Source organism: Nocardia asteroides (genome assembly GCF_900637185.1).
Taxonomy (GTDB): domain Bacteria; phylum Actinomycetota; class Actinomycetes; order Mycobacteriales; family Mycobacteriaceae; genus Nocardia; species Nocardia asteroides.
Map to the genome: position 1 here is coordinate 2,625,715 of NZ_LR134352.1, position 21,457 is coordinate 2,647,171.

The following is a 21,457-nucleotide window of genomic DNA, read 5'->3' on the forward strand; positions in this document are numbered from 1 at the left end:
GAGCCACGAGGCTCCACGTCCGGGCGGCCCCGACGCCGTCACGGGACGAAGGGGGTCGCGGCGCGGGCGGTGCGCAGGGCGGTGGCCCACCAGGTGAGCTGGTCGAGAGTGGCTTCGACGGCGTCGTGCAGGTCGGGGTCGGGGCGGGGCCACGCGCCGTCGACGGTGAAGCGTTGCCAGGCCTTGGGGATGGTGACGGTGCGGCGGATCGGGACGGCGTTGAGCTCGGCGAAGACCTGCCGCAGCTGGGCGGCGCCGTGGCCGCCCTCGGCGTCGCGGCAGTAGGTGACCACCGAGACCGGCTTGGCGGCCCATTCGAGGTCGAACCAGTCGATGGCGTTCTTCACCGCGGCCGGGAAACTGCGGTTGTACTCGGGGGTGACGACGACGAACGCGTCGGCGGCGGCGAGCCGGGAACCCAGCGCGCGCACGGGTTCCGGGGTCGGGTCGTCGAGGTCGGGCAGTTGCTCGGGCAGGGCGGCGGTGGCCAGGTCGATCCGGTCGAGCACCAGGTCGCGGCGGCGGGTGACCCGGCCGGCGAACCAGTCCGCCACCAGCGGGCCGAACCGGCCGGTGCGGGTGGACCCGAGGATCATGGCCACCCGCGCCGGCGCGGTCACCGGGCATCCTTGACGGGGGCGTCGAGGAACGCGGGGATCATCGGCAGCAGCAACTCGGGCCGGTGCGGTGCGGTGATGTGGGAGGTGCCGGGCAGGATCGCCAGCTGCGCGTTCGGCAGACCGGCGGGAGTGTCGCCCATGACGCCGCCGCCGAACAGCCGGAACATCTCCACCGAGTGCTCGGGGCGGACGATGTCGGAGTCGCCGATGATGGTCAGCGTCGGGGCCTCGACCTTACGGGCTGCCTCGTGCGAGACCGAGGGCATGCCGTTGAGATCGTGGTCGAGGACCTCGGCGACCAGCCGCGGGAAGTCCTCGGGGCGCGGCGCGTTCTTCAGGTAGTCGGTGTGGAAGGTCGAGCCGTGCAGGTGCTCGGGCTTCAGCTCGTCCATGCCCTCCATCAGGCCGGGGTGCATGGCCTCGGCGCCGAGGCCACCGGAGAGCAGGATCTGCTTGCGCACCAGCTCCGGGTGGCGCAGCGTGATGTCGAGTGCCACGCCCGCGCCCATGCTGTAGCCGAGGACGTCGACGCGGTGGATGCCGAGCTGTGCGAGCAGCGCGACGGTGTCGTCGGCCATCTGCGGGGTGCGCAGCGGTCGGTCGATGTCGGCGGTGCGACCGTGTGCCTGCTGTTCGATCGCGATCACCTCGCGGGTCCTGGCCAGCTCGGGGATCAGCTCGCCGAAGTCGGTGCCGATGCCCGACAGCGCGCCGTGCAGCAGCACCAGCGGCGGCTGATCGGTGGCGACACCGTGGCGCTCGTAGTACATGCGCAAGCCGTTGACCTCGGCGTACGCGCCCGGGTCCGGTGCGGCGGTGGTGGTCTGGTCGCTACCGCAGGCGCTCAGCAGCGCGGTGACGGCGACGGCGGCGGTGAGGGCGAAGGCGGTGAGTTTCATGTCGTTCTCCTGTGGTGTGCCGATCTCGTTGGGACCACAGTGCGCCCGGCCCCTTCCGGTTTGTTTACGGTCGGATTCCGGTGCGTTCGGAACCCGCTAGGGTGCGGTTATGCGTTTCGGTGTGCTCGGTCCGCTGACGGTCTGGACCGATGACGGCACGGTCGTGCCGATCCCCGGCACCAAGGTGCGCGCGCTGCTGGCCGACCTGCTGCTCGCCGCGGGGCAGCCGGTGTCGGCCGACCGGTTGATCGACGACATCTGGGGCGAGGACCCGCCCGGCAACCCCGCCGGCACGTTGGCCGCGAAAGCCTCCCAGCTGCGGCGTGCCCTCGAGGACGCCGAAGCGGGCAGCCGGGACCTGGTGGTCTCACCGCCGCCGGGCTACCGCCTCGCCACCACCGAGGTCGACGCGCTGCGCTTCCGGGCGCTGCTGGCCCGGGCCCGCGCCGCCACCGAGCCGCGCGTCCGCATCGACACACTCACCGAGGCGCTCGGCCTGTGGCGTGGCCCGGCCTTCGACGACTTCCGCGACGCGGAGTTCACCCGCTCGGTCATCGCCCAGCTCTCGGAGCTGCGGCTGGTCGCCGTCGAGGAACTTGCGGAAGCGCGCCTGGCCGAAGGCGAATACGGTGCCGTCGCAGGTGATCTCACCAGATTCGTAGCGGAAAACCCGCTGCGGGAACGTCTGCGGGCCGCACAGCTGCGCGCCCTGTACGGCGCGGGGCGCCAGGCCGAAGCCCTCGACAGCTACGAGGACCTGCGCAGGCAGCTGGCGGACGAACTCGGGCTGGATCCCAGCCCGGAACTGGTCGACCTGCATCGCTCGATCCTCGGTCAGGACCCCGGGCTGGTGGTGACCCGTCCGCGCGCGGTGGTCCGGCGGCGCACGACCAACATTCCCGCGCAACGCACCGAGTTGATCGGCCGCGCAGATGATCTCGACGAGCTGAGCCGCGCGGTGGACGCGTCCCGTCTGGTCACCCTGATCGGGCCCGGCGGGGTGGGCAAGACCCGCCTCGCCACGGCCACCGCGGCCGGGCTCACCGAGCGGTTCCCGCACGGCAGCTGGCTCGTCGAACTGGCGCCACTCGCGACCGCGACCACCGATATCGATCGCATCGCCGACACGGTGGCGCAGGTGCTGGGCGTTCGCCTCGGCGACGCCGCGGATGCGCCTGCCGTGGCTCTGGGCGAGGCGCTGGCCGAGCAGGAACTGCTGCTGGTCCTGGACAACTGCGAACACCTCGTCGACCAGGTCGCCGACCTCACCGAAGCCCTGCTCGGCGCCGCGCCCGGGCTGCACGTCCTGGCGACCAGCCGCGAACAACTGCGGCTGCCGGGGGAGGACATCGTCACCGTCGAACCGCTCGGCGTGCCCTCGGCGGGCAGCGCGGTGACCGACATCGCCGAGTCGAATGCCGTGCGGCTCTTCGTGGCCCGGGCCAAGTCGGGTGCGCGTGAATTCACCCTCGACGCGGACAACGCCGACGCCGTCGCGACACTGTGCCGCAGACTCGACGGCATCCCGCTCGCCCTCGAGCTGGCCGCCACCCGGGTGCGGGCCCTCGGCGTGCACGAGATGGTGGCCCGGCTCGACGACCGGTTCCGGCTGCTGGCCACCGGGCATCGCGGCGCGCCGCCACGGCAGCAGACTCTCGCGGCGATGATCGACTGGAGCTGGGGGCTGCTCGACGCGGACGAACGGGTCGTCCTGCGGCGGCTCGCGGTCCATGCCGGTGGTTGCACCCTCGATGCCGCCGAATCCGTCTGCGCCGGTATCGAAATCGCGTCCGGCGCGGTCGCGGATGTGATCGCCAGGCTGGTCGACCGCTCCCTGGTCCAGCAGAGCGGGCGGCGCTACCGGCTGCTGGAGTCGGTGGCCGCGTTCAGTGTGGACCGGCTGGCCGAGGCAGGCGAGGAGCAGGCGGTTCGGCAGGCCCACCGCGCCTACTACCTGGCGTTGACCGAGCGGGCCGCGCCCGAACTGTACGGCGCCGACCAGCGACGCTGGCTGGCCCGCCTCGACGCCGAGGACGCGAATCTGCAAGTGGCGCTGGACGGCGCCGACGCCGACACCGCGCTGCGGCTCACCGCGGCACTGGCCTGGTACTGGCTGCTGCGCGGGCGGCTCGGCCCGGCCCGGCGCCGCTTCGACGCGGCGCTGGCGCTCGGCGGCAGTGCGCGGTACCGGGCGCCGGTCGCGGCGTGGCGGCTCACCGCCGCTTTCCAGCAGGGCGATTTCACCGACGCGAGCGCGCGGCGTGCCGAGGTATCGGCCGCGCTGGCCGCGCTCGACGACCCGGCCGTTCGGGTGCGTGCCGAGGTCATCCTGCTGATGTCGGCGCTGGAGGCCGGTGCCGATCAGGATCTGGAAACCTCGGTGCGGCAACTGCGCGCGGAATGCCACGAGCTCGGCGACCGCTGGAGTGTCGCGACGATCCAGGTGGCGCTGGCGAAGTCGGCGCACAGCCGCGCCGACGTGGACGCGCTGGCCCGCTACGCCGCCGACGCGGCCCGGCTCTTCGCCGAACTCGGCGACCGCTGGGGCCGCTTGCAGGCCGCCGAATGGCTCGGCGGCCTGGCCGAACTCACCGGTGATCTCGCCGGCGCCGCGGACATCCACCGTGAAGCCCTGGTCCTGGCCAGGGAACTGGAACTGTGGGGACAGGTCTCGTCGCACCTGTGCTGGCTCGGCTGGATCGCCATGCAGCACACCGAATTCGACGCGGCCCGCGACTTCGCCGCCCAGGCCATGGTGCTGGCCGCCGAACAGGGCGACGGTGCGGGCAAGCTGTTCGGCTCGATTGTGCTGGCCTTCACCGCGCGGCGCGACGGTCACCCGGATGAGGCCGAACAACTGCTGCGCGGTCTGCTCGCCGCCGCCTCCGACGACACCGAGACGCCGCTGTTCCTGCCGATGCTCCAGGTGGAACTGGGCTACCTGCTCGAACAGCGCGGTGAACCCGCCGCGGGCCTGGCCGAGCACCTGCGCGCACTCGACGGCGCGCACCGCATCGACGCACCCCGCGACGCCGCCTTCGCCCTCGGCGGCGCCGCGGCGGCCACCGCCGCCCTCGGCGAACTCGACACCGCCGCCCGCCTGCTCGGCGCGGCCGAAGCGCTGCGCACCAGCACCGGAATGCCCCTGCTGCCCGCCGAACAACCCGACATCGACCGCGCCACCGCCGCGGTCCGCGCCGGTCTGGGCCCAGCCGCCTTCGCCACCGCCCACACCGCCGGCCTCGACCTCACCCCCACCTCGGCCCGCGACCTCATCGCGGTCGCGGTGCCGTAGTCAGCCCCCGGTGCCGGTGCCGGTGCCGAGGCCGGTGCCGGTGCCGGGGCCGGTGCGGGGGCCGGTGCCGGTGCAGTCCCGGTGCCGGTGCCCTTGGCCAGCCGGTTCCGGCCCTGGTCGGCCGGCTGTGGTGACCGGCTGGCCGGCTGTGGTGACCGGCTGGCCGGCTGTGGTGACCGGCTGGCCGGCTGTGGTGACCGGCTGGCCGGCTGTGGTGACCGGCTGGCCGGCTGTGGTGACCGGCTGGCCGGCTGTGGTGACCGGCTGGCCGGCTGTGGTGACCGGCTGGCCGGCCGTGGTGACCGGCTGACCGGCTGTGGTGATCGGCTGACCGGCCGTTGGTGGTTGGCTGCCCGGCCGCGGCGCTTCCGGCCGCGGTGGCTGACCGACTCGCCCTGGTGGCTAGGCGACCGGTCCTTATGAGTAGCCGTCTGGTCGCGATGCCTTCGGCCGCGATGGCTGGGACCGGCTGTGGCTAGCCAGCTGGTCGCGATGCCCGCGGTCGCCAGCAGGTCGCGAGCAGCAGTGTCGCCGACAGCACGCCGAGTACGCCGGCGATCACCAGCGCGGTGGTTCCGGTGATCTCGATCCCGAGCAGGTGGTCCGCTGACCAGCGGCCGGGACCGAGGGTGGCGGTGGCCAGGGCGACGGCGGCCAGCACCGCGGTGTATTCCCAGCCCTGACCGGGACGGAAGATGAAGAATCCGTTGCCGCGATGCGCGGTGATCAGCGCCACGGCCATGGTGGCGATGACGGCGGCCGCGGCGAACGGCGTGAGCAGTCCCGCCAGAAGCAGAGCGCCCGCGGCGATCTCGGTCGCGGTGGCGAGCACGGCGTGCAGCCGGCCCGGGCGCAGGCCGATCGAGGCGAACCAGGCGCCGGTGGCGGTGAGCGCGCCCGCGCCCCAGGCGTGATTGACGCCGTGTGCGAGCAGCACCGCCCCCAGCGTCGAGCGGAGCAGAAGTGCTGCCGTGTCGACGGAACTCACGCCGCCTGCTTCTTCGGAACGGCGGTGGACTCCGGCGCGGCGGGTTGCCAGCCGGGCGGGCCGAAGACGTAGCCGAGCCGGGCCCGCCAGCCACGCGCGCCGCGCACGTCACGAATGATGTTGCCGTACTCGTGATATTGCAGCCGCAGCAGGTTGTAGGTGCCGACCGGGGTGGTGAGACCGTAGGTGGGCGTGTGCAGTTCACGCTGGAAGGTGCCGAACATCCGGTCCCAGATGATCAGGATGCCGCCGTAGTTGCGGTCCAGGTACTCCGGGTCGCTGCCGTGGTGGACCCGGTGGTGCGAGGGGGTGTTGAGCACGAATTCGACCGGTCGCCAGAGTTTCCCGATCGTCTCGGTGTGGGTGAAGAACTGGTAGATGAGATTCAGGGCGAAGGCGACGTAGATCGTCCACGGCGCGAACCCGAGCAGCGGCAGCGGCGCCCAGAAGATGGCCTCCGACCACGGATTCCACTTCTGTCGCAGCGCGGTACCGAGATTGAAGTACTCGCTCGAATGATGGGCCTGGTGCGCGGCCCAGCCGATCCGCACCCGGTGGGAGAAGCGGTGGTTGCAGTACCAGGCGAAGTCGACCACCAGCATCAGCACCGGCCAGTACCACCACGCGTGCGTCGGCAGGTGCCACGGCGCGAGCTCGGTCCACAGGATCACGAACAGGACCAGGGTGAGCAGCTTGAACAGCGCCATCGCGCCCAGTGCCCCGAAACCCATGCTGATGCTGGTGCGGGTGTCGATCGGCGAGTAGGCGCGCGGCGCCGCGTCCGCGCCCGCGTGCCGCAGGCTCACCGCCTCGATGGCGATGAAGACCAGGAAGAAGGGGACTGCGTAGAGCAGGGGGTTGTTGATGTGCTCCCAGAATGCGGACACCATGCCGACTCCTCATATAGACGTGAGGGTAATTTACGAAATAGTAAATTCGGTGTCAATGTGGGGGCGGCGGGTTTGGTTGGATGAAGCGGTGAGCACAGCCGGAACCAAGGGCGTCCCGCGCGCGCGGCGCGAGCAGTTGATCCTCGACGCGGCCGTGGCCGAGATCGGCCGGGTCGGCTACGCGGGGCTGTCGCTGGCCGGAGTCGCCCAGCGCGCCGAGGTCTCCAAACCGCTGGTCTACACGTATTTCCACACCAGGGACGAGATCTACCTCGCCTGTGTGGCGCGGGCCGCGGCGAACCTCGGGGCGGCGATCGAAGCGGCGGTGGCCGCGGGCGGGGAGCTGTCGATGGCGCGGCGCACGCTCGACGCGATCTTCACCGCACTGGAACCGCGTCCGCACGACTGGACTGTCGTGTTCGATCGCACCCACCCCGACGAGGGCGCGGTCGCCGACGCGATCCGCGCCGCGCGCCGCGGCATCGCCGCCCAGGCGGCCCGTGGTGTGGCCGACGTGCTCGGCGCGGTGGAACTCACCGACCCGGCCGACCTCTCGGCGCTCACCGACGTCTGGATGGGGACGGTGACCTCCCTGGTCACCTGGTGGCTGCGGCATCCCGGGGAGACGGCCGCACAGATGAGCGAGCGCAGCCACCGCCTGATCGACGCGCTGATCGCGGCCGCCGCCCGGTGAGCCAGGCCGGTTACGCGGCGGCGGGCACGTAGCGCAGGCCCACGACGCCGCAGTCGAAGCGGGTGGCGGATTCGAGGACGAACTGCTGGTTCGCGCCGGTGGCGGCGAAGACCGGCAGGCCCGCGCCGATGGCGGTCGGATTGACGAACAGATTCAGTTCGTCGAACAAGCCCTGGGCGATCAGGCTCGCGACGAGTTCGCCGCCGCCGTAGGCGATGATGTCGCCGCCCGGGCCGGCCTTCAGTTCGCGAATGGCCGCGGCCGCGTCGGCGGCGACAACCGTGTTGTCCCACGGGGATTCGGTGATCGTCCGCGAGATGACCACCTTCGGGGTCTTGTTCATGGTGTCGATCGCCTCCTGGGTCTCGTGCTCGGGCTGGGCGGCCCAGTGCGGGATGAAACCCTCGGCGAGCTTGCGGCCCAGCACGATGGTGTCGACGGAGTCGGTGAGCGCGCCGATGTGGGCGGCGAGGTCGTCGCTCCAGTCGAAGGTGAGCCAGTCCATCTCGCCGTTCGGGCCTGCCATGAAGCCGTCGATGGTGGTCTGGACCTGGAGCTTGAACTTGCGCATGAGGTGCGTCCTTTCGGCGTTTCGCTGGTGTGTCACCACTGTCGCCGAACCGCCTTACGGAATGTTTACGCTGCCCCGACCAGGCGCAGCACGCTCGCGCGCAGCGCCAGCTCGGCCGCCGGCTGGGTCAGCCTGCCCGCCCTGACCTCGTCGCCCGCGGCATGGCTCACCGCGACGATCGCGGTCACGAGCCACTCCGGCGTCGCCGTGTCGGCGAATTCGCCCGCGCGCTGTCCCCGGGTTACCAGCCGCAGCAGCCGCTCGTTGACGGGCAGTTGACGGTCTTCGTCGCGCTGCCGGGCGAACGCGCCGACATGGTGGGCCAGGGGTGAGACGCGGAAGAATCGCCAGCCCACCGCGAGCATGCGCAGCAGGGCGTCGGTGGCGGGGCCGCTGTCCAGGTCGGCCTCGCGCATGGCCGCGACGGCCTGGCCGGTGGTGTGGTCGACCACGGCATTGACCAGGTCGTCGCGAGAAGCGAAGTGCGCGTACACCGTTTGCCGGGTGACGCCCGCCTCGGCGGCGATGGCCGCCATGCCCGCGTCGGGATGCGTCGCGAGCAACCGGGTGGCGGCCTCGAGGACGGCCGCGCGGCTGCGGGTGGCGTCGGCGCGGCGTTTCGGTGTCGGGGATCCAGTCAAAATCTTACACCCTTGTCAAAGTTGCTTGGCCATGTCTAACCTTTACATCACTGTAAGAATTCTACGCAGGAGTGTCATGGATCCCGCAATGCCCCGCACGCCGGAGCGGTTCGTCGCCGACTTCTTCACCGAGTTCACCGCGGCCGCGCTCGACCCCGGCGCCGACCCCGCCGCGGTCGTCGACCGGTTCCACACGCCCGACGTGGTGCAGATCGCCGACGGGATCCGGCTCGACCGGGACCGGCTCGTCGCGCATCTGCGGCCGGTGCGAAAGAACCTGCGCGACTACCGCTTCGAGGTGCACGAGGTGATCGCCGACGGCGACCGGATGGCCGTGCGGATGACCATCCACGCGACGATGCGCACCACCGGGACCGTCGCCACCGAGGTCTTCCTGTTCGGCGAGTTCACTCCCGACGGGAAACTCCGCCGGGCCGATCAGCTCACCCGCGCCCTCGCCGCCTGACCAGGAGATCACCGTGCTCGTCCGCACCGTCCGTTCGCTCGCCCTGCTCGCCACCGGACTCCTGGCCGGTGCCTTCGGTTACGGCGCCGCCAATCTCGTCCCCACCTTCGACCGGGTGCCCTTGCCGATGCGCCTGGAATTCCACACCGAGCTCATGCGCAACAACAGCATCAGCATGCAGGCCACCATGGCGGTCGCGGCGCTGAGCTGTCTCGCCGTCGCGGTGCTCGCCGCGGGACGGCACCGGCTCGTAGCGGCCGCGGCCACCGTGCTGGTGGTGGCCTCGTTCCTGATCACCCGGCTGGGCAACGTGCCGATCAATCACCGGATCAACGAATGGGCCGTCACGGGACCCACGCCCGACTACGCCGAGATCCTCACTCGCTGGGACGCGTTCCACTTCCTGCGTACCGGTACGGCACTGGGCGCCTTCGCGCTGATCATCGCCCTCGTGCTGTGGATGCCGGCCGATCAGCCCGCCCGATAGGGGGCGAGGGCGGTGAGCACCACGCGCCGGGCGGTCTCGGCGGCGTGGTCGGCATCGCCCTCGGCCAGGCCGAGCAGCGGATCGAGACCTTCGACGTGCGGCGCCAGTGCCAGGTGCGGCAGCATTAGCAGCAAAAGCGCCAGCAGCACGTCGATCTCGGCGTCGGGGCGCAACGCGCCGGTGTCGACCGCCTGCCCGATGAGGGGCCGCAACACCGCCAGGTAATGCTTGTCGACGGCCTCGCGCACCGCCGTGCGGGCCACCGGATCCGGTTCCAGATTGGCCGCCGCGGTCATCGCGCGTTCGAGCGGATGATCGTAGAAATAGCGCACCCAGGAGTCGAGCAGCGACTCCAGCGCCGCGAAGAAATCGGCGTCCCAGTCCAGGCGCAGCACGACCGCCTCCATCGACGACCGGATCCGCTCACTGGACTGTTCGGCCAGGTAGACGTACATATCGGCCTTGTCCGTGAAGTACTGGAACAGGCTGCCCTTGGACACGCCCGCCTCCCGGCAGATCGTGTTCATACTCGCCCCGCTGAACCCACGGGCGGCGAACTCCGTCTCGGCGGCCGCGACCACGGCGGCGCGCCGCTCGGGCACGAGCCGGTCCCATGTTCCTGTCGGCATCGCCGCATTCCTCCTCGTGACGTGGTGCTGCTCCGATCCCATGGTGACTGGTCGTCGCACATGAGCTCGCCTCCCGCAGCGCCACGTTCCCGTCGCGGCCGATGATGCACTCACCGGTTTCCGGGAGTGACCAGGCCGGATTCGTAGGCGAGGACGACGAGTTGGGCGCGGTCGCGGGCGTGCAGCTTGGTCATCGCGCGGTTGAGGTGGGTCTTGGCGGTGTGCGGGCTGATCACCATGTGGGCCGCGATCTCGTCGTTGGACATGCCCCGCGCCGCCAGCGCGACGGCCTCGCGTTCGCGCGTGGTGAGTTCGGCCAGCGCGGCGGGCGTGCCCGTGGTGCGCGGCTGGGTGACGTAGCGGGCGATGAGCCGCCGGGTGATCGACGGGGCGAGCAGCGCGTCCCCCCGGGCGGCCACCCGGAGGGCGTGCAGGAAGTCCTCGGGTTCGATGTCCTTGACCAGGAAGCCCGCGGCGCCGGCGCGCAGCGCGTCGAAGACGTACTCGTCGAGGCCGTAGTTGGTCAGGATGACCACGTGCACCGCGGCCAGGTCGGGGTCGGCGGCGATGCGCCGGGTGGTCTCGATGCCGTCGACGCGCGGCATCTGGATATCGACCAGGGCGATATCGGGCCGGTGCAGGCGGGCCAGCTCGACGCCCTGCGCGCCGTCGGCGGCCTCGGCGACGACCTCGATGTCGTCCTCCACGTCGAGCAGGGCGCGGAAACCGCTGCGGATGAGAGGCTGGTCGTCCACCAGCAGGACCCGGATCATGCTCGCTCCACCGGCAATTCGGCGTGCACGGCGAAACCGCCCTCGGCGCGTGGCGCCGCACGGAGCCTGCCGCCCAGCGCGGTCACCCGCTCGCGCATGCCGAGCAGGCCGACGCCGGGCGCCGGCACCGCCGTCGGGGTGGCACCGTCGTCCTCGACGTCGACGACGAGGCCGTCGGGGCCGTAGCCGATGCGCACCGAGGCGGTGGCCGCGCGGGCGTGGCGGGCGACGTTGGTCAGCGATTCCTGCACGATCCGGTAGCCGGTGCGGTCCACCGCGGCGGGCAGATCGCCGCGCTCGCCCGCGATCGTCAGGGTCGTGTCCACGCCTGCCTCCCTTGCCCGTTCGACCAGATCACCGACCTGCGCCAGCCCGGGTCGCGGCGCGTCGTCGTCGCGCAGCGCCGCGAGCGTGGCGCGGAGTTCGCGCGAGGCCTCGCGCCCGGCGTCGCGGATGGCCAGCAGCGCGGCGGGGATCTCCTCGCCACGCTTGCGCGCGACGTGCACCGCCGCCTCGGACTGCACCTTGATCACCGAGATCTGATGGGTGAGCGAATCGTGCAGTTCCCTGGCGATGTGCAGGCGTTCCTCGTCGGCGCGGCGGCGCGCGGCCTCCTCCCTGGTGCGTTCGGCTTCGTCGGCGCGGCGCTCGGCCTGCCGCAGCGCCTCACCGGCCGCGCCCGCCGCGATCAGCCAGGCGATCTCGAGCGCGTCGCGGCCCCTGGCGAGCGCGGCGGCGGTGTCGTGCAGCGAGATCATCGCCGCCAGCGGCAGGGCCGCGACCAGTGCCACCGATGCCGCCACCGTCACCACATGATGTCCGGCGCGCACCGCGAAATACACCGCGAACAGGAACGCCACCGCGGGCACGTCGAAGCCGAGCGCCTGGTAGCCCAGCGCGCACAGCCCCGTGGCCACCAGCACCGCGACCGGTGCGCGTCCGCGCCCGGCCAGCGCCAGCCCACCGGCGCCGAGCAGCGCGTATCCCAGCGGGTCCCACCGGGTGTCTGGATGCTCCCCGCTCAGCCCGGTGACCAGCAGGACCACCGCCACCCCGACGGCGATCGCCCAGTCCGTGATCCGCGCCCTGGCCATCTGTGCACCCTAGCCCGATCCGGGCCGCGCCGAATCCGGCGGCGGGATGATCCCGCGCTACCGCGAACGCGGTAGTCGCACCGGGTGTACCGCGTTAGTTGTAGCGCGAATTGCCCACGGCCGCAGGACGACCGGGGCCGGGATGCGGGCCGATGATCGAGCCGTACCGATCCGATCGAAGGAGCATGTCATGCCGTCTTTCCGTCACCTCCCCGCCGTCGTCGGCGCCGTCCTCGCCACCGGACTCGTCGCGGCCGCGCCCGCCTCCGCGTCGACGGTGCTCCTCGCGGACGCCTACGGCCTGACCGCCGACCGCGCGATCGCGACCTCCGCCGCGTTCCTCGGCCTGTTCGCGGTCCTCCTCGGCGGCTTCGCGACGGCGCGGCCGTCCGGTTCGCGCGCGACGATCGCCGCGGGCGCCGGGATGGTCGCCGCCGTCGTCGGGACGTTCGTCGTCGTCACAGCCGACGGCGGACTCGGCACCGGCAACGGCATCGCGGGCGGCTACATCGCCCTGGTCCTCGGCGTCCTCGGAGCAGTAATCGGTGGCCTGGCCGTGATGCGGTCCCGCCGACTCGGCTGACCGGCCCTCCGCCTCGGGGATGCGCACTTCGTCCGCACCGGTCCTCTGCCTCGGCGGCGTGCGAGTCCGGCCGGACCGGTCGGCAACGGCACTGGTGCGTGACCGAGGGTGTCCACCTGATTGTCCGGCGGACACCCTCGGACGGGATCAGTGTCCGCGGGCGATCCAGTCGGCGAGCGCGGGCTTCTCGGCGCCGATGGCCGTCGAGTCGCCGTGACCGGTGTGCACCGTCGTCTCGTCCGGAAGCGCGAAGAGGCGGTCGCGGATCGAGTCGATGATGGTGCCGAAATCGGAGAACGAGCGCCCGGTGGCGCCGGGGCCGCCGGCGAACAGGGTGTCGCCGGTGAACAGGGCCGCCAGTTCCGGCAGGTGCAGGGAGACCGAGCCGGGGGAGTGTCCGGGGGTGTGCAGGATGTCGATGTCGGTGCCCGCCACCGTGATCCGGTCGGTCCCGGCCAGCGAACGGTAGTCCGCGTCCGGATGGGTCATCCGCCACAGCGGTTCGTCGCCGGGGTGCAGCAGCACCGGGGCGTCCAGGCGCCGGGCCAGCTCCGGCGCCACCGTCACGTGGTCGTTGTGGCCGTGCGTGCACAGGATCGCGGTGACGTGGCGGTTACCGACCGCCGCCGCGATGGCGTCGGCATCGTGGGCGGCGTCGACGACGAGCACCTCGGTGTCGTCGCCGATCAGCCACACATTGTTGTCGACGTCCCAGGTGCCGCCGTCGAGCGCGAAAGTGCCGGAGGTGACGACCTTCTCGACGCGCGCGCTCACCAGACCACGACCGACCGCAGCACCTTGCCCTCGCCCATCGCGGCGAAGGCCTGCTCGACGCCGTCGATCCCGATCCGTTCGGTGACGAACCGGTCCAGCGGCAGCCTGCCCTGGCGGTACAGGTCGATCAGCATCGGGAAATCGCGTTCGGGCAGGCAGTCGCCGTACCACGACGACTTGAGCGCGCCGCCGTGCGAGAACAGGTCGATCAGCGGCATGTCGAGGGTCATGTCCGGGGTGGGGACGCCGACGAGAACGACCGTGCCCGCCAGGTCGCGGCCGTAGAACGCCTGCTTCCAGGTCTCGGGTCGGCCGACCGCGTCGATCACCACATCGGCACCGAAACCGCCCGTGAGTTCCTTGATCTGCTCCACCACGTCGGCGGTGGTCGCGTCGATGGTGTGGGTCGCGCCGAAGTCCTTGGCCCAGTCCAGCTTCCGCGGGTCGCGGTCGACGGCGATGATGGTGCCCGCCCCGGCCAGCGCCGCGCCCGCCACGGCCGCGTCGCCGACGCCGCCGCAGCCGATCACCGCGACGCTGTCACCACGCGAGACGGCACCGGTGTTCATCGCCGCGCCGATGCCCGCCATCACGCCGCAGCCGAGCAGCCCGGCGACGGCGGGGTCGGTATCGGGATCGACCTTGGTGCACTGCCTTTCGTGCACCAGCGTCTTGTCGGCGAACGCGCCGACACCGAGCGCGGGGGTGAGCGCGGTGCCGTCGGTGAGCGTCATCGGGGTGCTCGCGTTGAACGTGTCGAAGCAGTACCAGGGACGGCCGCGACGACAGGCCCGGCACTCGCCGCAGATCGCGCGCCAGTTGAGGACGACGAAATCGCCCTCGGCCACATGGGTGACGGCGTCGCCGACGGACTCGACCACACCCGCGGCCTCATGCCCGAGCAGGAACGGGAACTGGTCGTTGATCCCGCCCTCGCGGTAGTGCAGATCGGTGTGGCAGACCCCGCAGGCCTGGACGCGGACGACGACATCGTGTGGGCCCGGATCCGGGATCACGATCTCGACGGTCTCGACCGGCGCGTTCTGCGCGCGGGCGATGACTCCACGGACGGTCTGGGTCATGCGCATCTCCTCATGTCGGCGACTTCCCCTTCACGCTAGCGGGGCCGTCCGGCCGATCACTCGGGTATGGGTGGGATATCGCCGGTGGGAGTGCCGAGTTCTTCCCGCACCTGGTGTTCGACCAGCAGCGGAACGAAATCACGGACCTGCGATCGCGCGAAATGCTCGTAGGTCTCGCGGACGATCCCCGCGAGTTCGGTGCGTTCGATGGTGGGATAGCGGACGGTCAACCGCTCGATGACCTCGTCGAGCTGTCGATCCTCGTGAGTAGTCATGACCCGGGAGTACCCCGTGCACCGCGCCGGTCAACAGGCCCCTGTCATTTCTCGTCGAAGACCAGATCGGTCGGCGGGTGGGTGAGGCGCACGGTCCGGCCGTCGATCACGGTGATCGCGTCGAGGCCGATGGTGGAGTGTCCGGTGGACAGGATGAAGAAGCGGTCCGCGGCCCTGGGTGAGGAAGGCGGGGAAGCCGTCCAGCGACAGGTCGCCGTCGCCGAGCTCGAGGTAGTCGGCGAGGCGGCGGAACAGCTTCGGCAGCAGCACCACGTCGTCCGACAGCGAGGTCGGCGAGCTCACGGTGGCGCCGCTGGTGGTGACGTCGGCCGCCCACACCCCGAGCGGCGTGGCCGCGGTGGCCGCCGCCGTCGCGACCGCGGCGAAGGATGAAGCCGGGCACCGAGTCCTGATCGGCGGCGGTGACGGTCTCGCTCGCGTTGCGCACCACCCCGGTGAAACCCAGCCAGGCCAGCAGTTCGGCGGCCGCGCTCCGGAGATCAGCAGAAACGGCATCGCGCGGTCCTTCGGCTCGGCCGGAAACGCCCACGGTGACGGGGCGCGCGGGTGGCGCCGACCACGCTGTCGAGCTCGGTCCAGTGTGGATAGCGCTGCCACACAGGGCAATACGGCGGACGGGATGGTCGGTGTTCACCCGGTGGTCATCGCCGCGCGCGCCATAGGCGGTGTCGATGGGGGTCATCGGTCCTGCGTCCTGGACGGGCGGTCGTGGCGTGGGCACGGTGGAGGGGACCTGAGCAGAGGAGAACGTATGAATCCGGCCCGACCGACAGTTCGTGGCATTCGCGCGAGCGTGCTGGCCCTGGCGGTGCTCGCGGTGGGGATCGGCGCCTGCTCCGCCGATCCGGAGCCGCCGACGAGCGCGCCGGCGACCGTGACCGACACCGCGCCGCAGACCACCCAGCTGCCGGGTGCCCGGCCGGTCGACCACAGCCTCGACGACGACTTGTACGCCGCGGCCGAGGACAACGACGTGGCCGCGGTGCGGGACCTGATCGCCCGCGGCGCCGACATGGAGACCCGTGGCGACAACGGCCGGACACCGCTGGTCGCCGCCACCAAGAATCGGGCGAGCGAAGCCGCCGTGGCCCTGATCGACGCGGGCGCCGACGTCAACGCCAAGGACGACCTGCAGGACTCCGCCTACCTCTATGCGGGCGCCGAGGGTTTCGACGAGATCCTCGAATCCGCCCTGCGCCACGGCGCCGACCTGCGCAGTGTCAACCGCTATGGCGGCACCGCGCTCATCCCGGCGAGCGAACACGGGCACGTGAGCACAGTGCGGATGCTGATCGCCGCGGGCGTGGAGGTGAACCACGTGAACAAGCCGCGGTGGACAGCGCTGCAGGAAGCGATCGTTTACGGCGACGGCTCCCAGCGCTATCAGGAGACCGTGACCGCGCTGCTCGCCGCGGGCGCCGACCCGCAGATCCGCGACGCCGAGGGCCGCACCGCGCCGCAGAACGCCGAGCGACTCGGCCAGGACGCCATCGTCGCCCTGCTGCGCGGCCGCTGACCGGCCGGGATCACCCGGCGGGCGCGGAAACCGGACTACTCTCGGCAGCATGGCCGAGGACGGGTACTTCCTTGCCCCCACGATCGGCCGGCCCGCGGACAAGGTCGGCTACTACCCCGACCGCGCGAGCTTCGACCGCTTCGCCGCCGCCTACCACGCCGCCATGGCCGAGCTGCCCAGCCCCGACGCGCTGGCCGCGGTGCCGACCGCGTTCGGTCCGGTCCGCGCCTACCGGTTCGGGCCCGGCGGCGGCATCCCCGTCGTGTTGTTGTCCGGGCGCCAGGCCTCGACGCCGATGTGGGGCGTCAATCTGCCCGGGCTGACGGCCCGGCACACCGTGTGGTCCGTGGACAGCATCGGCGAACCGGGAGCCAGCGGCCAGACCGTGCCGCTGACCGACGGCCCGGATCAGGCGCAGTGGATCGATGAAACCCTGGCGGGACTCGGTGTTTCGCGCGCGCACCTGCTCGGGGTGAGTATCGGCGCCAACCTGGCCGTGCAGACCGCCCTGCACCGCCCCGGCCGCGTCGCCTCGATCACGCTGCTCGACGCGGCCAACACCTTCGCGCCGCTGAGCTGGAAGATGATCGTGGTCTCCCTGGGCAGCGCGATCCCGTCGATGCCAACGGCACTGCGGCATCGCCTGCTGAGCTGGATCTCCGGCGGTGTGCCCGTGGACGACACCGTTCCCGAGGGCAGGCTCGTCGCTGCCGGGATGAAGGACTATCGCGGTGCCCAGCCGCTGCTGCCGCGCCCCACCGAAGCGCAGTTGCGCGCGCTCACCGTGCCGGTGCTGGCGCTGTTCGCCGGTCGCAGCATCGTGCACGATCCGACGGTGGCCGCGGCGACCGCGCGGCTGATTCCCGGTGCGCGAGTGGAGATGTGGCCGGACGCCTCGCACGCCGTCAACGGCGAATACCCCGACCGCATCGCCGAGTTGGTCACGGCGTTCACGGCCGGGGTCCGCTGACCCGCGGGCAGGTCAGCCGACGATCGCCAGAGCCAGTCCGAGCAGGGCGCCACCGAAAACCATGGCGTTGCGTGCCTTCTGGAGAGTCCACGTCCACGCCGGGAACCCGGCCTCGGCGCGGTCCAGCAGCGCGGGCACATCGATGCGGGCGAGTTCGGCATCACCGGTCCGGGCGAACGCGGCCGTCACCGACCGCACGGCCGTGTGATTGCTGTAGACGATCACGCAGTTGCCGAGCAACACCAGCGCCAGCACCACCCAGTTCACCGGCCGGGCGAGGTCGGACCCCGCCAGGTTCAGGCCCGCCGCGAACAGCATGATCGCGGCCACGCTCAGCGGCGCGGCGCTCTCGTGACCGCTGGCGTCGAACCGCATCCCGTGCTCGTGCAGCGCCGTGGTGCGCACCCCCTGCCGGGACAGCTCGGCCTGCGCGGTCGCCATGGCGGCCTTGCCGTAGCGGTGCCGGACGGCCGGCATGCTCACGAAGGCTGCGGCGATGGCGATCTCGATGGCGGCGACGAGGGTGTTCATCAGGGTCTCCGATCCGACTTGAACTAAGTAAAAGAACCATAGCGCCGAACTTGAACTAAGTGCAAGAGCCTTCTTGAACTTTGTAAAAGTGTGCTCCGCGCGCCTAGGGTGACGGCATGCCACGCGACACCCTGAGCAAGGAGCAGATCGTCGGCGCCGCGATCGCGCTGCTCGACGAGGAAGGGCTCGACGGCCTGAACATGCGCGCCCTCGGCCAGCGTCTCGACTCCGCCGCCACGGCCATGTACTGGCATGTGCGCAACAAGGACAATCTCGTGCGTTTGGCCGTCGACGAGGTGTGGGGCGAGATCGACCTGCCCGAACCCGGCGCCACCGACTGGCGCGCCGCCGCCGAGACGATGGCCACCGGCATGTACGCCGCGCTGACCAGGCATCCCTGGCTCGTACAGGCGCAGGCGAGCCATCTGCTCTACGGCCCCAACAAGTCACGCCACGACGAGCGCGCGCTGGCCGTGTTCGAGGCGGCCGGCTTCGCCGACGACGATGCCGACCGCGCCGTCGCCGCCCTGTTCCTGTTCGTCCTCGGCAATGCCACCGGCCCGGCCGCGAACGTCTCCCTGCGCCGCAGGCTCGGCAAGGGTGGTGCCGATCCGGAGGTCCCGCTGGCGCAGGCTGTCGCCGAGGCGACCGAGATCGCCGCCGCCTATCCCCGGCTGCGCGCCCGCGTCGAGCGCGCCGCCACGGGTACCGGTTACAACGCCGCGCCCGACAGCACCTTCCACTTCGGCCTCGCCGCGCTCCTCGACGGCATCGCCGCGCGGAAAGCGGGGTAGCGCAAGGCTATTCGGCGTCCGAGCCGATTCTGGCCAGCACCGCGCCGACCACCAGGAACCCGCTGTCGACGACATCTGCCAGCGGCTGGCGGTAGTCGTCGAGCACCCACTTCTGGGCGATGATCAGGATCGCGCCGACCAGGCCCAGGATCACCATGCGCACGCTCGGCGCGGGATGGGAATCCAGGTCCACGTACGGGGTGAGCAGTGCCTGGCAGATGTCGACGAGCGCGTCGAGCACATCGTGATAGGCGCGGTCGACGGTCGGGCTCACGCCGAGGATCTCGAAGAAGGCGATCCGCGGCACCCGCGGGTCCCGCTGGATCAGCTGGAAGTACTCCGTCAGCGCGCCGCGCACCCTGGTGTCGATGTCGGCGTTCACGTCGCCGATCCCGACGTGGATGGCCTCCAGCATCCGCGCGGTGACCTCGCGATACACCTCGAGCAGCAGATCCTCGCTGTCGGTGAAGGATTCGTAGAAATAGCGCTTGCCGACACCGGCCGCCGCGCAGATGGTGGTCACGGTGGTGTTGCGGTAGCCCTCGGTGCCGAAGGCCTCGGTCGCCGCATCGATCAGCCGGGTGCGCCGCTCCTGCTGGCGTTGCCCGGGGGCCGCCCCACGGTATCGCCGGCCGTCGGCATCGAGATCGGGCGCGCTCACATCACCGATTCTGTCAGGTGAGTGGAACGGGCCGACGTGACGGTCGGGAGTGGCGTGCGGCGTGCCGAGAACATGTTCTTGCGATCGAACGTGACGCAGGCTACGTTACTTCCCGGTACGGGAACGTCGTGGTTCCCGATGGTGGAGGGCTGAGACCGAAGCATGATCAAACATCGAGGGCGACTGGCCGCGCTGGTCGCATCCGTCGTCGTGTTCGCGGGGGCGGTCGCATCGGCCCCGGTCGGCCAGGCGCTGCCTGCCGGTTCCGGGTTGGACGCGCAGTTCGTGGCCACGCACAACGGGCCGCAGCAGTACCCGAACGTCTTCATCGAATGGGACGTACCGATCACGATGAGTGACGGAACGGTACTGAAAGCCAACGTATATCACCCGGCGGGCGCCGACGGTCAGCCGATCGCCGAGCCCACGCCGACCGTGGTCAATCTGACGCCCTACACCAAGCTGGTGTCCAATGTCGCCGACTCGGCGCTGGCCGTGCCCGGCCTGTCCGAGGTGCTGCTGCCGGTGCTGCAGAACCTCGACTTCAGCGCCTTCGGTTTCAGCAGCCTCAGCGACATGATGAAGGCTCTGCCGGGCGGCGCCGCCCGCACCTTCGGCGTCGACCGCAACCTGATCCGTGGCGGCTACACGCAGGTCGTCGTCGACGTGCGCGGCACCGGGTTCTCGCAGGGCACCTGGCAGGTGTTCGGTGAGCGCGAGCAGCTCGACGGCGTCGAGGTGGTGGACTGGGCGGCCAAGCAGCCGTGGTCCGATGGCAAGATCGGCATGAGCGGCATCTCCTATTCGGGGATCAACCAGCTGCAGACCGCGCAGCGGCATCCCGAGGCGCTCAAGGCGATCTTCCCGATCGTCCCCGGCAGCGACCTGATCCGCGACGTGGCCGCGCCCGGCGGCGCGCTCGGCATCGGCTTCATCCCGGCCTGGCTGCTCGCCGTGGACGGCGCGAAACTGCTGCCCGACATGGTGTCGATCCTGACCGGCAAGTTCGACTGGACCTGGCTGGGCGATCGCATCCGCGACCCGTTCACCTTCTTCAACGTGCTCATCGCGGCACTGACCACCCCCAGCATCGACCAGATCCCGCCGGAGATGGCCTCGATCCTCGACGACCAGAGCCCGCTGCGCACCGCCTGGGTGGGTCAGCCGGATCAGGTGCAGGTGCCGACGTTCCTCTACGGCGGCTGGCACGACATCTTCACCTACTCCACGCCGCGCATCTACAACGCCGTCGATGTGCCCGCCGAGCAGAAGAAGCTCATCATGGGCAACGTCTACCACGTGACCGTGAGCTCGGGCCTGGGCCAGGCCGGCGCGCCCGCCCCGCTGGAGTCGTTGCAGCGCGCCTGGTTCGACAAGTGGCTCAAGGGCATCGACAACGGTGTCGAGCGCTACGAGCCGGTGACCCTGTGGCAGCAGGGCAGCGAGCAGTGGACCACCGACGTCGCCTTCCCGCGTCCCGGCATGCAGTACCGGCGGATGTACCTCGACGGCGCGTCCTCGGGGTCCTCGCCCGGCAGTCGCTACGACGGCAGCCTGGTCGCCGCGCCCGGCGGGGCCACGCAGCGGGTCTCGGTGGACCCGAGCCTGACCACCATCTGCTCGCGCGACGCCGCGCAGGGTACGGCGGGCATCCTTCCGCTGCCCGACGTGTGCGCCAAGGACGCGCGGATCAGCGAGGGCGCGGCACTGACCTTCACCACGGCGCCCGTCACCCAGCCGACCCGGATCTCGGGTTCCATCGCCGCGCACCTGAACACGGTGCTCGACGCGACCGACGGGTACTGGACGGTCACGATCAACGACGTGGCCCCCGACGGCCGCTCGACGGTCTGGTCGCAGGGCCAGCTGACCGCGTCGCTGCGCGCGGTCGACGAGGGCAAGTCGACCCGCTCGCCCAACGGCGACTACACCGATCCGTACCCGTACCTGACTCTCGACACCAGGCAGCCGGTCGTGCCGGGCGAGCCCACCACGATCGACATCGGCATCCGCGCCACCGACGGTGTGCTGTTGCCGGGCCATCGCCTGCGGATCGACGTGTTCGCGAGCAATTTCCCCAGCGGAATCCCGTTGCGGCCGTTGCTGAACGAGAGCGGCCTGCGCACCCAGCACCTGGAGCTCGACCCCGCTCGCCCGAGCTGGATCAACATCCCGCTGGACACCGACCCGGGCTGGTGACCCC

The 21,457-nt window shown here is 71.1% G+C and carries 25 protein-coding genes; 10 read left to right on the top strand and 15 right to left on the bottom strand.

Annotated features, from left to right (window positions below; translation table 11 throughout):
- Positions 1 to 38: 38 nt before the first annotated feature.
- Together EL493_RS12285 and EL493_RS12290 are read right to left on the bottom strand one after the other, a co-directional pair.
- Positions 39 to 620 carry an NADPH-dependent FMN reductase gene (locus EL493_RS12285; protein ID WP_019045921.1) on the bottom strand — a complete coding sequence of 194 codons (582 nt, stop codon included), beginning with the start codon at positions 618 to 620 and terminating at the stop codon, positions 39 to 41.
- Positions 617 to 1,519: an alpha/beta fold hydrolase gene (locus tag EL493_RS12290; RefSeq protein ID WP_019045922.1), complete on the bottom strand. Its 903-nt coding sequence runs from the start codon at positions 1,517 to 1,519 to the stop codon at positions 617 to 619. Before EL493_RS12290 ends, EL493_RS12285 begins: the two co-directional genes overlap by 4 nt.
- A gap of 109 nt (positions 1,520 to 1,628) precedes the next feature.
- On the opposite strand from EL493_RS12290, the gene EL493_RS12295 reads away from it, so the two are divergent.
- Both EL493_RS12295 and EL493_RS32290 read left to right on the top strand, forming a co-directional pair.
- Positions 1,629 to 4,814, top strand: a complete 3,186-nt coding sequence (locus EL493_RS12295; RefSeq protein ID WP_019045923.1) for an AfsR/SARP family transcriptional regulator — start codon at positions 1,629 to 1,631, stop codon at positions 4,812 to 4,814.
- A gap of 81 nt (positions 4,815 to 4,895) precedes the next feature.
- A complete protein-coding gene (locus EL493_RS32290) occupies positions 4,896 to 5,237 on the top strand; it encodes a hypothetical protein (RefSeq protein ID WP_022567234.1) in 342 nt (113 codons plus the stop codon).
- Positions 5,238 to 5,289: 52 nt separating this feature from the next.
- Here the strand turns inward: EL493_RS32290 and EL493_RS12305 are convergent, their stop codons facing one another.
- Together EL493_RS12305 and EL493_RS12310 are read right to left on the bottom strand one after the other, a co-directional pair.
- Positions 5,290 to 5,802, bottom strand: coding sequence for a DoxX family protein (locus EL493_RS12305; RefSeq protein WP_019045925.1), 513 nt, complete (start codon positions 5,800 to 5,802; stop codon positions 5,290 to 5,292).
- Complete coding sequence (locus tag EL493_RS12310; RefSeq protein WP_019045926.1) at positions 5,799 to 6,692, bottom strand: sterol desaturase family protein; 894 nt, start codon at positions 6,690 to 6,692, stop codon at positions 5,799 to 5,801. The genes EL493_RS12305 and EL493_RS12310 overlap by 4 nt, the downstream gene beginning before the upstream one ends.
- Before the next feature lie 88 nt (positions 6,693 to 6,780).
- On the opposite strand from EL493_RS12310, the gene EL493_RS12315 reads away from it, so the two are divergent.
- The gene (locus EL493_RS12315) at positions 6,781 to 7,386 is read left to right on the top strand and encodes a TetR/AcrR family transcriptional regulator (protein WP_030202646.1); all 606 of its coding nucleotides are present in this window, start codon (positions 6,781 to 6,783) and stop codon (positions 7,384 to 7,386) included.
- 10 nt (positions 7,387 to 7,396) lie between these two features.
- On the opposite strand, the gene EL493_RS12320 is transcribed toward EL493_RS12315, so the two are convergent.
- Complete coding sequence (locus EL493_RS12320) at positions 7,397 to 7,957, bottom strand: dihydrofolate reductase family protein (RefSeq protein ID WP_019045928.1); 561 nt, start codon at positions 7,955 to 7,957, stop codon at positions 7,397 to 7,399.
- Between the two features lie 65 nt (positions 7,958 to 8,022).
- A complete protein-coding gene (locus EL493_RS12325) occupies positions 8,023 to 8,598 on the bottom strand; it encodes a TetR/AcrR family transcriptional regulator (protein ID WP_019045929.1) in 576 nt (191 codons plus the stop codon).
- 76 nt (positions 8,599 to 8,674) lie between these two features.
- Here EL493_RS12325 and EL493_RS12330 point away from each other — a divergent pair, with 76 nt between their 5' ends.
- Entirely contained in the window at positions 8,675 to 9,064 is a 390-nt protein-coding gene (locus EL493_RS12330) for a nuclear transport factor 2 family protein (protein WP_030202648.1), read from the top strand.
- A gap of 13 nt (positions 9,065 to 9,077) precedes the next feature.
- Complete coding sequence (locus EL493_RS12335; protein ID WP_019045931.1) at positions 9,078 to 9,551, top strand: DUF1772 domain-containing protein; 474 nt, start codon at positions 9,078 to 9,080, stop codon at positions 9,549 to 9,551.
- Here EL493_RS12335 and EL493_RS12340 read toward each other — a convergent pair.
- The 3 genes from EL493_RS12340 to EL493_RS12350 form a co-directional block, all read right to left on the bottom strand.
- On the bottom strand, positions 9,536 to 10,180 hold the full coding sequence (locus tag EL493_RS12340) for a TetR/AcrR family transcriptional regulator (protein ID WP_022567236.1): 645 nt from the start codon (positions 10,178 to 10,180) through the stop codon (positions 9,536 to 9,538). The two genes, EL493_RS12335 and EL493_RS12340, sit on opposite strands and share 16 nt — an antisense overlap.
- A 110-nt stretch (positions 10,181 to 10,290) precedes the next feature.
- Positions 10,291 to 10,953 carry a response regulator gene (locus EL493_RS12345; protein ID WP_019045933.1) on the bottom strand — a complete coding sequence of 221 codons (663 nt, stop codon included), beginning with the start codon at positions 10,951 to 10,953 and terminating at the stop codon, positions 10,291 to 10,293.
- Positions 10,950 to 12,047, bottom strand: a complete 1,098-nt coding sequence (locus EL493_RS12350; protein WP_019045934.1) for a sensor histidine kinase — start codon at positions 12,045 to 12,047, stop codon at positions 10,950 to 10,952. Before EL493_RS12350 ends, EL493_RS12345 begins: the two co-directional genes overlap by 4 nt.
- A 190-nt stretch (positions 12,048 to 12,237) precedes the next feature.
- Between EL493_RS12350 and EL493_RS12355 the strand changes: the two genes are divergently transcribed.
- A complete protein-coding gene (locus EL493_RS12355; RefSeq protein ID WP_019045935.1) occupies positions 12,238 to 12,630 on the top strand; it encodes a DUF6223 family protein in 393 nt (130 codons plus the stop codon).
- A 147-nt stretch (positions 12,631 to 12,777) separates the two neighbouring features.
- Here the strand turns inward: EL493_RS12355 and EL493_RS12360 are convergent, their stop codons facing one another.
- From EL493_RS12360 to EL493_RS12375, 4 genes are read right to left on the bottom strand one after another with little or no spacing between them, the layout of a single operon-like run.
- Positions 12,778 to 13,404: an MBL fold metallo-hydrolase gene (locus tag EL493_RS12360; RefSeq protein WP_019045936.1), complete on the bottom strand. Its 627-nt coding sequence runs from the start codon at positions 13,402 to 13,404 to the stop codon at positions 12,778 to 12,780.
- A complete protein-coding gene (locus EL493_RS12365) occupies positions 13,401 to 14,486 on the bottom strand; it encodes an S-(hydroxymethyl)mycothiol dehydrogenase (protein WP_019045937.1) in 1,086 nt (361 codons plus the stop codon). The genes EL493_RS12360 and EL493_RS12365 overlap by 4 nt, the downstream gene beginning before the upstream one ends.
- 56 nt (positions 14,487 to 14,542) lie before the next feature.
- Positions 14,543 to 14,761 carry a three-helix bundle dimerization domain-containing protein gene (locus EL493_RS12370; protein ID WP_019045938.1) on the bottom strand — a complete coding sequence of 73 codons (219 nt, stop codon included), beginning with the start codon at positions 14,759 to 14,761 and terminating at the stop codon, positions 14,543 to 14,545.
- A gap of 30 nt (positions 14,762 to 14,791) precedes the next feature.
- Positions 14,792 to 15,277 carry a hypothetical protein gene (locus tag EL493_RS12375; RefSeq protein WP_126405676.1) on the bottom strand — a complete coding sequence of 162 codons (486 nt, stop codon included), beginning with the start codon at positions 15,275 to 15,277 and terminating at the stop codon, positions 14,792 to 14,794.
- Positions 15,278 to 15,533: 256 nt separating this feature from the next.
- Between EL493_RS12375 and EL493_RS12380 the strand changes: the two genes are divergently transcribed.
- Together EL493_RS12380 and EL493_RS12385 are read left to right on the top strand one after the other, a co-directional pair.
- Entirely contained in the window at positions 15,534 to 16,298 is a 765-nt protein-coding gene (locus EL493_RS12380; RefSeq protein ID WP_022567238.1) for an ankyrin repeat domain-containing protein, read from the top strand.
- Between the two features lie 49 nt (positions 16,299 to 16,347).
- On the top strand, positions 16,348 to 17,268 hold the full coding sequence (locus EL493_RS12385; protein WP_019045940.1) for an alpha/beta fold hydrolase: 921 nt from the start codon (positions 16,348 to 16,350) through the stop codon (positions 17,266 to 17,268).
- Positions 17,269 to 17,280: 12 nt separating this feature from the next.
- Here the strand turns inward: EL493_RS12385 and EL493_RS12390 are convergent, their stop codons facing one another.
- On the bottom strand, positions 17,281 to 17,799 hold the full coding sequence (locus EL493_RS12390; protein WP_019045941.1) for a hypothetical protein: 519 nt from the start codon (positions 17,797 to 17,799) through the stop codon (positions 17,281 to 17,283).
- Positions 17,800 to 17,915: 116 nt separating this feature from the next.
- Between EL493_RS12390 and EL493_RS12395 the strand changes: the two genes are divergently transcribed.
- Positions 17,916 to 18,593, top strand: a complete 678-nt coding sequence (locus EL493_RS12395; RefSeq protein WP_019045942.1) for a TetR/AcrR family transcriptional regulator C-terminal domain-containing protein — start codon at positions 17,916 to 17,918, stop codon at positions 18,591 to 18,593.
- Between the two features lie 7 nt (positions 18,594 to 18,600).
- On the opposite strand, the gene EL493_RS12400 is transcribed toward EL493_RS12395, so the two are convergent.
- Complete coding sequence (locus EL493_RS12400) at positions 18,601 to 19,254, bottom strand: TetR/AcrR family transcriptional regulator (protein WP_019045943.1); 654 nt, start codon at positions 19,252 to 19,254, stop codon at positions 18,601 to 18,603.
- 162 nt (positions 19,255 to 19,416) lie between these two features.
- Between EL493_RS12400 and EL493_RS12405 the strand changes: the two genes are divergently transcribed.
- Positions 19,417 to 21,453, top strand: a complete 2,037-nt coding sequence (locus tag EL493_RS12405; protein WP_019045944.1) for a CocE/NonD family hydrolase — start codon at positions 19,417 to 19,419, stop codon at positions 21,451 to 21,453.
- The last annotated feature ends 4 nt before the right edge of the window (positions 21,454 to 21,457 follow it).